Below are 12303 nucleotides of genomic sequence, written 5' to 3'. Positions count from 1 at the left end.
GCAAGAGTTATGCAATCGAATCTAGAAGCAAGCGGAATGATAGAATTCTTTAAGGTCTTGCCCAACCTATTTTCCGGTGGGGTTTATTTAACAGATCCAAAAACCGGTCAGATTTTATTTTCAAACGATTTTTTTAAAAACAATTTGGGCTGCGATAAGTCGGGTGAGGAGTGTTTGGAGTCCGATTTATTGTTATGGGTTGCCGAAGAAGACAAAATAAACTTCAAAGATCAGTTTTTATCTCCCAACAAACATTTTGATCGGGACACCATCACGGGCGACTACCGATTCTTGATGCCGAATGAAGTTCTTGTTCGATGGTTTCAATTTGAAAAAAGAAAAGTAAACATTCCAAACATGGATTCTGATTTACAAATTGTTTTTGTTCGTGATGTTACGAATGAAAAAACAAATGAAATCAATATTGTTGAACAAATTCAGTTTTTTCTCGGCCTCTTTGAAAATGCATCGGTCGGAATGGCCTTACAAGATTGGGAAGGTGGATACTTCCGCATCAATCCGAGGTTTACAGAGATCACCGGTTATAGTTTTCAGAATTTAACAGATTTGAATATCAAACGAATAAAAGGCGAACCTATTTCTGAAGAAGAGATGGAATACTTTGGTTTTTTTAAAGAGGGAGCCGAAGAGTCGAGGTTAACTAGAAAAGATGGACGCCGAATCAGTGTTTATCGACGAATTAGTGCCTTTCGTAACTCACAAGGGAAACCTGATTTTTATTATGTATTTCTGGATGATGTTACAGAAAAAAAACAGCTTGAGTCTTATCAGTTACATTCCCAAAAAATGGAAACCATTGGAAGTTTGGCTACGAACATTGCCCATGACTTAAATAATTACCTCCAACCCATTCATGTTTTTTCTCAGTTAGGGGAAGAACAAATCCAATCCGGAAAATTTGATCAAAATCGAATTTTGGAATATTTGGAAAAAATTAGAATGGGTGCAGATAATGCACGTTCAATGATCCATCGAATTATTAAATACTCTAAAGTAAAAGATGAAAACTCCGCTACAAAAATTGAAATTTCTTCCGTAGTGGAATCCTCAATCCCTCTTGTAAATGCGGGTTTACCAAAAAATGTGGAAGCCCAATTCGATTTTTACAAATCTCCATTATATACCAAGTTAGATGCCGTGCGGTTTTCCAAAATTCTCTGTGAATTAACTTCGGGAGGACTTCTTGTTTGGGATGATCGAAAAAGAGGGCTTGTTCGGATCCAAACTTCCTCAGCGGATGAATTTAAACTATTGGTTTCTATGGAATTTACAGGCCTATCTTTACCAAGTCTTTCAGGGCTTAATACACTTGATTTTGTGAATTTCGGTGATGAAGAATTCCAATGGGCAGGAATGCACCTAATCAACCGTTATGTGAAGAACTGGGGTGGTGAGTTTTATATCGAAAAACCAGAACCAATGACTGTCCTCATCAATATTTTCCTTCCTTTGGAAGAAGGACAAATTGTTTTGGGGACTCCTCCTCATGTCCATGGAAACAATCCAAAAGATGTTTGGTCAGAGATTTCTAAAAAAGAAATTTGGATCGTAGAAGATGATGAGGCAGCAAGCGAAGCAATTTGTTTTGTACTTTCACAGAAACAAGTTGTACCAAAAGTTTTTCGCAGTTCGTCTATGGCTTTGGATGGACTAAGGGATAAAACACCCGATTTTATTTTATCAGATTATAGAATGCGAGAATTGAACGGCTTAAGTCTCATTCGAAAAATTAAAAAGGTAAACCCGAGTCTTTCTGCGATTTTGTATACGGGAAATATGGATGGACTTGATTCGGAGGAGTTGGATGCAGAAGGGATATTGGTTCGTTCTAAACCAATATCCGTTGATGAACTTTACGAAACAATTTTGTTATCGTTTGGGTTTCTTTAGTTTCGGAACTTCTTCCGCTCCCGTGCTGTCCTTGATGAATTGAATGAGTTCTTTTTCAATCAGTTCTTTGTCAGATTTTACATACTTTGAAAGTAAAACATGGGAACCATTTTCAATTTTTAAGAGTTTGTTTTTTGGGTTTGGATTTTGTCCGGACTGGATTAAATCATAAACATGTAACATTGCCGGAATGGAAGCAACAAAATCATGTTCACTTTCTGATTTATAGTAGTACATGAGTAAGGTGGGTGCCGTAATTTTGGGATAAGGATTGTTATGATCCATAAAACGTTTTAAATCCAAAATATTTTGAATGGCTCCATAGTATTGGTCTAGATACCAATATTTCGCTGATTCATCTTTAGGGTCGGTTTTGGAAATTCGCATCTCTCCTTTGATTGCGTTGATAAAAGACTTCCCCCAATGAAATCGGAAAATATGTGCAGTTGGATCATCAAAATCATAAAATGGAGAAGCAAGTATAAGTGAATCTACAAGGTCAGGGTACTTTGCAGCTAAATAAGAGGCAATGTTCCCGCCCATGCTGGTTCCAATGAGAACTGTTTTTAGCCCGAGTTCTCTTGCATAAATCAAACTGTCTTCTGCATCTTGGAGATAAGTTTGAAAATTTGTATTTAAGTGATCTTCTGCATTCGTTCCATGCCCGGGTAATCTTAAGTAATAGGTATTGGCACCAAAGTATTCAGAGAGTTTGTTTGTGACTTCTTCCCCTTCACCACGGCTAGCACCAAATCCATGAATGTAGACAATGGCGATGGGTGTTTTTTCTTCTGAAACTCGAACCAGCAGTTCTTCGTTGTTTGGTCTCGTATTTTCTTTGGCACTGATTTGCAGTTCGTTTTGGTAGAAGGCGTCAAAATTTTCGAATTTCCGCGAGGAATCATAATTGTATTCACTGATAGACCAGTTGTAAGTGGATACTAGAAATGAAGATAGAATGAGAGTGATGGCAATCACCCATTTGATTATTATTCTCATCGAGGTTCTCTTGTTACGAAAGTTAAATATAACAAATGCAGGATTTCTGTTACTAATTCAAGTCAATTTGTTTGTTTTCTGTCACAAACAGACAGCACCCATCCAACTCTGGATGACACCACCCCCAGAAGTAGCAAAAACTGCCGCCGTATATGGTGAAATTAGAAATCCTTTCGCAGTCGATGTGGAGATTCGAAACATTCTCAGTAATGATTACAAAACTGTTGAGTTCCATGAGACCTCCATTGACAACGAGACCCAAGTGGCAAAAATGCGTAAGTTGGAATATCCTATCCAAGTAAAAACAAATCAGACGATTCAATTGATGCGATCTGGTAAACATTTGATGTTATATGAGAAAATAAAACATTCTGAAAAAATAGAATTAGAACTGGAGTTTTCAAATGGAGAAAGAAGAGTCGTTATAGTAGAAGAGCGTTCTTTATGAAAAAAAAGTTTATCTTAATTTTGGTTATTGGGATTTTTTTGGGAGGTTGCGGGTCAGCTTTCGAATTTACAGACCTACCGATAGGAGGGAATGTAGAGGCAAAAGATAAATCAGGTAAATTGATTTCCTTTCGATCTTTCCCCGAACCGGTGTTACTCGTTTTTTTTGGGTATACATATTGTCCCGATTTTTGTCCGAATACACTCGCCAAAATAAAAGCCGCTGTGGAACCCCTAACCGAAGAAGAAAAATCAAAATTTAAGGTGGTTTTTATCTCGGTAGACCCTGTTCGTGATTCACCAGAGACAACCACAAAGTATGTCCAATTTTATTTGCCTCAATCGGTGGGCCTTTCTTTTTCAGCAGATACGACAAACCAAATTTTAAAACAATACGCAGCCTATGTTCAAAAAACGGAAGATGGTCAAAGTATTGACCATTCTACTTATATTTACGTTTTAGATCAAAATCGTAAGACCCGAAAACTAATCAAGTCCACCGATTCTAAAGAAATAATCACAAGATCCATACAGAAGTTAAGCGGCTATTCCATTGAGTCGAAGTAACGCATCGATCTCAGGATCTTTTCCATAAAAATCTCGGAAAAGATCCATCGCATTTCCTGAACCACCTTTTTCTAATACAGTTTTCCTGAAATGTGCTGCATGATCTAGATCGAAAACCCCTCTATCAACAAACGAATAATAGGCGTTCGCCGATAGAAGTTCTGCCCATTTGTAAGAATAATAACCAGCAGCATACCCACCAGCAAAGATATGGGTAAAGGAGTTTTGAAATTTGTTATAAGCAGGTGGGAACACCACAGAGAATTCTTTTCTAACTTGGTCTAAAATTTCCTGAACTCTTTTTTCTGTTGGTTTTTCCATATGAATCAACATATCAAACTTAGCAAATTCCAATTGTCTCACCACTCCCATGGCCGACATAAAGTTTTTGGCTTTTACCATAGTTTCGATATAGGAATTCGGAATTGGCTCTTTGGTTTCGTAGTGTTTTGCAAAAAGCTCCAAAACTTTTGGTTCATAAGCAAAGTTTTCTAAAAATTGGGAAGGGAATTCTACTGCATCCCACTCAACCCCGTTTACTCCACTCACAAAAGCTTCGTTCACACGGGAGAGAAGGTGGTGGAGAGCATGGCCTAGTTCATGGAAGAGAGTCACCACATCACTGGGGCGGAGTAACGAAGGTTGAGTTTTTGTGGCTTTTGGAAAACTTGCAACAACAAAGGCAACAGGAAGTTCTGTTTTTCCGGTTTCATCTTGGAAATGCGGTTTCCAATTGTGCATCCAAGCACCACCTTTTTTTTCTGTTCTCACTTCTAGATCCAAATACAAACGAGATATGGTTTCTCCTTCCACGATGAGATCATAACAAAGAACGGATGGTTCCCAAACAGCTGTGTTAACTTGTTGGAACTGAATGCCTAAAAGTTTTTCTAAAAATAAAAAAGTTCCACTGATTACAGTTTCTTTTTCGAGATATGGTCGGTAAATTTCTTCATCATATGAAAAAGATTCTTTTTTAAGTTTTTCTGAAAAATACGTGAGATCCCAAGGCTCAAGGTCTGCATGCCCTAACTTTTTAGCAAAATTTTTAATTTCGTTTAGTTCTTGTAAGGCGATCGGTTTTGCTTTTTCCCCTAGATGGTCTATGAAATCGATTACTTGTTCCGGGTTATCTGCCACTTTGGTAGCCAAACTCAAATGGGCAAAGGTGGGAAAACCAAGAAGTTTTGCTTCTTTTTCTCTGAGATCCAAAATTTCTTCTATTAATTTCCCGTTTTCTGGAGCACGTGTGCAATAACCATCATAGAGTTTTTTTCTAATTTCTCTGTTTTCGCCATAAGTCATATAAGCAATGTAAGATGGAAAGTGTAAGGTGAATAAATAGGTTCCATCTTCTTGTTTTGCAGATAATTTTTCGCTTTCGGGAAGTCCTTTTACTTCTTCTTCTGAAAGTTTAAGAGAAAACGCATTCGTGGCATTAAGAACATTCTGCGAAAATTGATTGGAAAGGTCGGACAATCGAATATGAAGTTGTTTGAGCTCTTCTTTCGTTTTTACGTCCAATCCCACTCCGGACAATCGAAAGTCTCGAATTTCATTTTCTAATACTTTCTTTGCTTCTTTTGTTAAATTTGTTTCTGTTGATTGGATTTTTAAAAATGTAGAAAAGATATCTTCGTTTTGCCCAAGGTCTGTATAGTATTCGCTTAGTTTTGGTAAAAGCCGGCTGTAGATGGTTTGGCTTTCCTCATTGTTTTTGACAGAGTTGAGATGTGAAACTTCTGTAACAAGATCCCCCAATTCTGTTTGGATTCTTTGGTAAGGTTTGATAAAGTTTTGAAAAGTTGGTTTGTCGTTTTTTAGTAAAGTTTGAATGAATTTTTTGTTAGACTCCATTTTTTCTAAAATGGCAGATTCTTTTTTGGGAAGATTTTCAGAATGAAATTCAGGAAACATAAAGACCTCTATGGATTTAGACTCGATTTCAATTGATACTTCGTCAGTTTGGAAGTAGAGGGAAAGGATGCCACCGGAAAAAAGTAAAATTGTTTTCTTTGATGGAATTTGTCATTTGTGTATGGGATCGGTCCAGTTCCTTTTGAAAAAAAACCAAAAAGAAAATTTATATTTTTCTGCCATTGGTTCGGAGACTTTTCATTCCTTGTTTTCAAAAGAGATATCACCAAAACTTCCCGATAGCATTTTATATTGGAGGGAAGGGACTTTGTATTTAGAATCCGATGCCATTTTGCAATTGGTTCGGGAACTTAAATTCCCTTGGTTTTTATTGTTTGGGTTTTGGATGGTTCCCCGAATGATTCGAAATCCTCTTTACCGTTTCATCGCCAAACGACGATATGTTTGGTTTGGCAAAGCGGAAGCTTGTATGGTCCCTGCGCCAAACATAAAAAAACGATTTTTGGATTAAGGTTCTATCGTTTTTACGAGTCTAAGATTTAGTTTTTTGTTTCGATCATATGCATAAAGAGAAAATGGTTCTCCCACGGGTTCCCAGTAAACTCCCATTTCTTTCCAAACCTGATAATCAGAATCAGAAACAAATAAATATCCCTTTGTTGTTTGGATATCTTTCCAACTGATCTCTATTATCGGGCGATTGTAATAAAATGCAAAACTAGGAATCCCGTGGGCTCCAAATGAATGTAATGTTTTTTCTTTTGGAACGTATCCGCTAACGATCCTTGCCAGATTTTTTGTGTCTTTTCTGATTTCAGCAAACTTAGGTAGGATCATAAAGGAAATGATGGCAGCCATCACAAGCGCAACAGTTAGATAGATTCGATACATATAAATTTGGTTGTGTTTTCTTGAAAGTTGATCTCCCAGTAGAATGGAAAGAATCGGATATGCGGAAAGTGGATAAGAAGGAAGTTTACTTGCTAAAACTTCATAAAAAATCCAAGAAAAAACAAGTCCGAGGAATAAAAAACGTTTTGGTGTAAACGTGTAATCCATCTCTTTCCATTCCCAAGGGAAAAGATTTTTAAATATTTTAAACCCGTTTGTTCTGAGTAAGGCAAATAGTTTCCAACCATTTTCATAGAGAAATGAAAGATAAATTCTTGTCCAAGGGAAAAGAGTTACAACAAATAACATCAGATAGGTGCCAGGTGGACCTGACTGACCAAATACTGGATCAGTCGCACGACGAAAAATATACCAATCCAACATCCATCGTATGAGTTCTCCGTTGTCTTTTTGCCAAGATAAATAACCCCATAAAAAAAGTGGAAGTATCGCTAGAGGAAACCATAAAAATGGATGGAGTTTCCAAATCCAAGAACGAATTTGATTGATGCTTAAAAGGAGAGCACAAGTCCCACCTAAAAAAATCAGGATAGGTGGCCCTTTGACAAGAAGTCCCAAACACACACTGAGCCAAAACAAAAATACGAATCGTTTTTTGTTTGATTTGATCCAGTGGTACAGAGATACAAAGCCTGACATTCCGAAAAATACTAAAAGAGAATCGACCAACGCAATCTTTCCATTCAGCGGAAAGTATAATGAAAAACTCAATATACTAAAAGCATATAATGCCGTCCTTGATCCAAACATAACATTTGCAAGATGGTATGTTAACAAAGTTGTTCCCAGAATACAAAGTGCGGGAAATAAACGTAAAACCCATTCAGAAACTCCGAACCATTTGAAAAAAACAGCGGTGGTCCAAAAATGGAGAGGTGGTTTTCTATGAGGGGTAGAATAGGGAAATTCCATTCGGAGATAATCTCCATTTTCCACCATATTTCGAGAAAATCCTGCATAAGCTGCCTCATCTTGGTCCACCAATGGAGAGGAATTTCCATAAAACAAAAATACGGTTAGGACAAAGAGAAGGATGAGGAAAGTGCGATGGACAGATAAGAATTTCACAATCTCACGAGAGGGAACCCACGCTTCTTTGTCAAAGCGGAATTGAGTTTTTGGTTTTGTATCCATTTTGTAACAAATCTGGAATCAAATTGGAAAAAAAAATCGATACAGTTTCTTTATGCTTTTCAATGTTCCTGCGCCCATCGTTAACACCGAAAGGCAAACAGAGAATAAACCTTCCTTGTGGAAGTATCGTTACGTTCTTTTTTTGTTCTCTTTGTTCGGGATTTTATTATTTTATCAATTAGCTGTTGTTTTACTTCTTAGAAAAACAGTTCTCCTTCCTTCATCTCCCTTCCAAGGATCAAAAATAGTCAATCCATACCAAAATTGGAATGGGGAAGACCAGGAAAAAATTTCCTTACATACTCATTCCGATGAAGTTTGGTTCACCCCAGAAAGACATACGGTATCTGAAATTATCTCTGAATACAAAAGGGAAGGATTTTCAAATGTTTCCATCACGGATTACGGTCAAATATCTGATACAGAGAATCAAGAATACATTCGTGGTTTGGAATGGGGGCAGAATATAAAAAAACGCCATCTTTTAGCGATTGGGATTAAAAAGTCATTTTATGATTATTTTCCAATTTACGCAACGAGAGAAAATCTCAATTGGGTGATGGATCGTATGCATAAGTTAGGTGGTTATGTGGTCATTCCTCATCCTAAATTATTTGATTCATTTTCCAGAGAGGAGATATCTTCGCTTGGAGGTTTCCAAGCAGTTGAAGTTTATTCTCCCTATGGAGATGACCCTAAAATTTTAGATTCATTACTTAGCCAAGGCAGAAACGTCCATTGTATGGCCAGCGATGACCTACATTATTTTCCAGAATCCTCAATCAAACGTTTTGACCAACCGAGTTGGAAGAATGCAATCCAAACTTTGGGGAACCAAAGAGGACGCAAAGGGGAGAGTTTTCTACGTTATATTGTGACAGAGAAAGGAACAAAAGACCAGTCATCCGTTCTATCGGCACTCCAACAAGGTTCGTTTTATTGTGTGAAAAAGTTTTTTCATGGAGCTGATGATCCGAAAGTCCCAACGATACAAATGACAAAGGATCAGACAATCCAATTGAGTTCAAGGGAACGTTATCTTGAAATTCGTTTTATTGGCCAAGCTGGAGAAGTTTTACAAGTGAACCCTGACACAAGTTATGCCGAATATAAACTTAAAGAGAAGGATTCCTACGTTAGGTTGGAGATGATCGGCCTCACAGGATCGATTCTCTCCAACGCAATTTATAGAAATAATTAGTAATTAAATTTTACTACCGTTATTTGAAGTTTAGATTTTGGTCTGAACCATCAAATGCATCCAAAAATGCTTTGGAAGTGGTTTCGTATTGTTTTACCGTACCAAGTGCTGCTTGTCCCGATATGCTTGCACCAAAGGCAACATAGGTTCGATTAAATGCTTCGTCTACGGACATAAAATCAGCTCCGCCAACAGTTGGACTAGGGTAGTCGGCTGGAACTTGTGTTGCTAACAATTGATCGGTTACATACCCATTGATATTAAAAATCCCATATGACAGGCGAACATTGGGAGCAGAAGGTGATTCTGGAATTGCGCAGATGGTTTCCGGTCTTGCCGCACTCATCGTGAAGGTTGCTTTGGCTGTAGTTTGGAAAGGTGAATCGAACTTTTGCATATAAGCGAGGTTATAGTAGATTTGGTCGCTTGATCCTGTTCCTTGTGCAGCGTTACAAACAGTTTTTAAATTATCTAAGGCTACCGCTCCCGATGGGTTAACTTCTTTCAGTTTGGTAAATGTCAAACGTACCACGGAACGAAAACAAAGCTGTCTTCCTGCATCAACTTCAGTAAGAACTACTCTTCCATGTCTGCTAATCCAACTAGCATTTTCAGGACCGTTCCTCCAAGTATAGGTTTGGAATTTGGTTCCGTAAACAGAGTCGTTTGCCGTATAACTTTCGGTGATGACATTTCCTACGTTGGCAAACTGAGGATTACCAAAGTCAACCAAACGATAGTAAACCAATGCTCCATCGTTACCCAGAGTTGTGTTTGGATCGTCGAAAAACAATTGTAAGGAGGGAGTTGAAGCACCTGTTTTTTTGATCTCAAAAAAATGGTTAAAGTCTTTGGTTCCAGTATAGGCAGTGGAACTAACTCCTGTCGTGGGTGTGCTAATTTTAATGGTTAGTGTGGCAGAACCAAATCCACTTAAATTGACATTGTTTAATACATCATTGCGTGGTGTTGCATTGTTGAAGTAACCTGCGTTTTTTAACGCAAGGATGAGAGAATCGATGATCCCTGAATTCCCTCTGGCCCAGGTTGCAGATTGGCGGACAAAACCCCAGTTGTCGGCACTTGTAGCCGACCAAATTTTTTCAGAACCAATTCCCAGATGGATGGCATCTCGAAAGAGATGGACGAGTTGGTCGTTCCGATCCAAACGAGTGAGTTTATTAAAGTCGGAAATCTGAAGGCTCATTCCAAAAAATACAATGGCATAGAGGATCTTTTTCATGGTTTATTCCGCAATTCCCTTGGGGATACAGATGGTAAACCCAGACTTTGGACCAGAGCAGCCGGCAGATTGGTTGTAAGCCCACACAGAGAGTAGGAGGGCCCCTATGAGATCTTCGTCTTTTTTATCATCTTTTTGAAACATCGAACAAGCGACGAGTGTGCTAAGTGCGAAAAGGGCGATGGATTGAATGATAAATCTTCTCATACCTTTGTTCTAAAAGATACGAGAAGTTTTTGCAAGAATTTATCGAGAGAGGATTTGGTATTCCCACTCCATCACTGGACTTTGTTCAATGGAAGCAGTAAGTGTGTTCGGAACTATCACCATTGATCTGGCAGTGGTTTTGGTTCCTGTGACAGCAGGAGGTAAGAGTCGATAGAATGAATCTTCTTTTTTGCCTCGGAGTTGGAATTCCTTCCATTCTTCTCTAGAAGCAAAGGCACGAATTCTATCTTTGGAAGGAGTCGAGGAGGCTCTAAACGAAATTCGTTTATCAGGAATGGTCACTCGATCTCCCTTGCGAATGAAATTATCATTTTGGATTTGGTTGGGGAAAAGAAGGACAGGCTCTCCTTTTTGGTTCTCAGGAACTAAAACGACATACACATAATTGTCTTCAGCCGATTCGATTTCAAAACGAATGGGTTCCCCTGCTATATAAGTGGGCTTTAGGGAATTAATTTTGAGTTGGGTCGCAGATCCTGAACCTGTTTCTGACAAAGCCAAATATATATTTTTTTATCTAAAAAACTCAGGAAATCAGAGACTAAAGTTTTAGAAAGACTATCCGGGAGGGAATTGCGGTATTCTAACTTTTGGTGTAAAACATCTACAAAGGAAATCACAGCTTGTCCATCTTCTGTTGATACAAGCAGAAGTTTGTCCATACCAGAGAGACTTTTGAAGTTGCGAATGGTTTCTTCAGAAGGATTTCCTTCTTTATCAAATTCCCAAGTCCCTAATTCAGAGTGTTTCAAAGGAAGAGTTACCAGTCCGCGGGAAGTGGATTGGATTTGTTCTTTGATAAAATCACGAAGGACAACGTTTTCTTCTGAATTTGAAAGAGATTCTACTGCAATTCTATAAACAGGTAACTTCCCAATTTTGTCTGAAGAAAAAAGGGAAAGAGAAATGATTGATGAGAGAATTAAAAATTGTTTCATTATTCGTCTACCCTACCTTGGCCTTTGTATTCATTCATAAGTTGGTCGTTTTTTTCGTATTGTTCTTTGATCCGTTGGTAGTTTTCTTCTTTGATGGCTTTGAACTCTTCAAAAATGCGCATTTTATCTTTTACAAATTCATCTAAAATTTGTTTTTTTAATTCTTTTCCAGATACAACTACTTCTTCATTTTCAGCAACGAGAGTTTGTTTTCCCTTTTTATCCGGACTGACTGCTACAGTCCCTTCATTGACATAAACTCCCGTTTCCACTTCGGTCAGGTCTTCGTTGACTCCACCGGTGTCCGGGGCAGCCGCTAAAAATTCTGTTCCTCTCACTCCTGCCACAAAGCTAGGATTGACAACACTGAGTTGGTTTTGGCTTGGGACTCCTGGTCCTGGTTTGTGTGCTTTGACAAATAATTTTCCACCCACAAGTTTGAGAGTAGTGGATTTGGATTTAGGATTGAGCAGGTCCTCGATTAGAACAGATGAATATTTTGACAAACGAACAGTTGCTTGTGTTGCCAATTGGATCTCGCAAGTGCCATTTTCAGTTGTGATTGTATCCCCTTTTTTTAGGATACTACCTAACTTTACGGGCTCTTTTGACCTTTTGAAACGAGGTCCAGAAAGGTAGTTTGTTCCTTGAATGAAACTAATTATCCCCACTTCCTCTGCGGCGAGGGTTGTGGTCAAAAGAAGAAACAAAATGGACACAATAAATCGAATCATGCCACTTTTATAGTAGAACTCACTCCTCTTACAAGCTAAAAAAACTAAAAAAAAAATCAAAAATTCCCCTACAAAAATGGTGAGCGAGGACCAATCTGCAAATTTACCACC

Annotated in this window: 13 protein-coding genes; 5 read left to right on the top strand and 8 right to left on the bottom strand. The window is 38.2% G+C overall.

The genetic code is table 11. The annotated features are described in order from the left end of the window. Positions 1 to 9 precede the first annotated feature (9 nt). Entirely contained in the window at positions 10 to 1911 is a 1902-nt protein-coding gene (locus tag CLV96_RS06175; protein ID WP_004785313.1) for a hybrid sensor histidine kinase/response regulator, read from the top strand. Here the strand turns inward: CLV96_RS06175 and CLV96_RS06170 are convergent. Then, positions 1891 to 2910 (bottom strand): alpha/beta hydrolase, encoded by a 1020-nt coding sequence (locus CLV96_RS06170; RefSeq protein WP_004784050.1) that lies wholly within the window; start codon positions 2908 to 2910, stop codon positions 1891 to 1893. The genes CLV96_RS06175 and CLV96_RS06170 overlap by 21 nt on opposite strands. On the opposite strand from CLV96_RS06170, the gene CLV96_RS06165 reads away from it, so the two are divergent. Together CLV96_RS06165 and CLV96_RS06160 are read left to right on the top strand one after the other, a co-directional pair. Further along, positions 2879 to 3358: a copper chaperone PCu(A)C gene (locus tag CLV96_RS06165; protein ID WP_243836420.1), complete on the top strand. Its 480-nt coding sequence runs from the start codon at positions 2879 to 2881 to the stop codon at positions 3356 to 3358. The genes CLV96_RS06170 and CLV96_RS06165 overlap by 32 nt on opposite strands. Next, a complete protein-coding gene (locus CLV96_RS06160; protein ID WP_004787304.1) occupies positions 3355 to 3924 on the top strand; it encodes an SCO family protein in 570 nt (189 codons plus the stop codon). The genes CLV96_RS06165 and CLV96_RS06160 overlap by 4 nt, the downstream gene beginning before the upstream one ends. Here CLV96_RS06160 and CLV96_RS06155 read toward each other — a convergent pair. Then, complete coding sequence (locus CLV96_RS06155; RefSeq protein WP_004786578.1) at positions 3895 to 5841, bottom strand: M3 family metallopeptidase; 1947 nt, start codon at positions 5839 to 5841, stop codon at positions 3895 to 3897. The two genes, CLV96_RS06160 and CLV96_RS06155, sit on opposite strands and share 30 nt — an antisense overlap. A 67-nt stretch (positions 5842 to 5908) precedes the next feature. On the opposite strand from CLV96_RS06155, the gene CLV96_RS06150 reads away from it, so the two are divergent. Further along, positions 5909 to 6313 (top strand): thiol-disulfide oxidoreductase DCC family protein, encoded by a 405-nt coding sequence (locus tag CLV96_RS06150; protein WP_004785849.1) that lies wholly within the window; start codon positions 5909 to 5911, stop codon positions 6311 to 6313. Here the strand turns inward: CLV96_RS06150 and CLV96_RS06145 are convergent. Beyond that, positions 6310 to 7848, bottom strand: coding sequence for an ArnT family glycosyltransferase (locus CLV96_RS06145; RefSeq protein ID WP_004785466.1), 1539 nt, complete (start codon positions 7846 to 7848; stop codon positions 6310 to 6312). The genes CLV96_RS06150 and CLV96_RS06145 overlap by 4 nt on opposite strands. A gap of 52 nt (positions 7849 to 7900) precedes the next feature. Between CLV96_RS06145 and CLV96_RS06140 the strand changes: the two genes are divergently transcribed. Continuing rightward, complete coding sequence (locus CLV96_RS06140) at positions 7901 to 9049, top strand: hypothetical protein (RefSeq protein ID WP_004787701.1); 1149 nt, start codon at positions 7901 to 7903, stop codon at positions 9047 to 9049. Positions 9050 to 9068: 19 nt separating this feature from the next. On the opposite strand, the gene CLV96_RS06135 is transcribed toward CLV96_RS06140, so the two are convergent. Genes CLV96_RS06135 through CLV96_RS06120 form a run of 5 tightly spaced genes read right to left on the bottom strand, consistent with a single transcriptional unit; the run spans position 9069 to position 12192 of the window. Then, positions 9069 to 10292, bottom strand: coding sequence for an LIC_12337 family protein (locus CLV96_RS06135; RefSeq protein ID WP_004787485.1), 1224 nt, complete (start codon positions 10290 to 10292; stop codon positions 9069 to 9071). 3 nt (positions 10293 to 10295) lie between these two features. Next, the gene (locus tag CLV96_RS06130; RefSeq protein WP_004785222.1) at positions 10296 to 10499 is read right to left on the bottom strand and encodes a hypothetical protein; all 204 of its coding nucleotides are present in this window, start codon (positions 10497 to 10499) and stop codon (positions 10296 to 10298) included. Positions 10500 to 10538: 39 nt separating this feature from the next. Beyond that, a complete protein-coding gene (locus CLV96_RS19980) occupies positions 10539 to 11015 on the bottom strand; it encodes a DUF4384 domain-containing protein (RefSeq protein ID WP_243836419.1) in 477 nt (158 codons plus the stop codon). Further along, positions 10964 to 11458 carry a hypothetical protein gene (locus tag CLV96_RS19975; protein ID WP_004787021.1) on the bottom strand — a complete coding sequence of 165 codons (495 nt, stop codon included), beginning with the start codon at positions 11456 to 11458 and terminating at the stop codon, positions 10964 to 10966. The genes CLV96_RS19980 and CLV96_RS19975 overlap by 52 nt, the downstream gene beginning before the upstream one ends. Further along, positions 11458 to 12192, bottom strand: coding sequence for a FecR family protein (locus CLV96_RS06120; RefSeq protein WP_208325385.1), 735 nt, complete (start codon positions 12190 to 12192; stop codon positions 11458 to 11460). The genes CLV96_RS19975 and CLV96_RS06120 overlap by 1 nt, the downstream gene beginning before the upstream one ends. Positions 12193 to 12303: the final 111 nt, after the last annotated feature.

The sequence above is a fragment of the Leptospira meyeri genome, assembly GCF_004368965.1.
GTDB lineage: Bacteria > Spirochaetota > Leptospiria > Leptospirales > Leptospiraceae > Leptospira_A > Leptospira_A meyeri.
The sequence above is the reverse complement of the archived record's forward strand: the minus strand, read 5'-3'. Positions and strand labels throughout refer to the sequence as shown.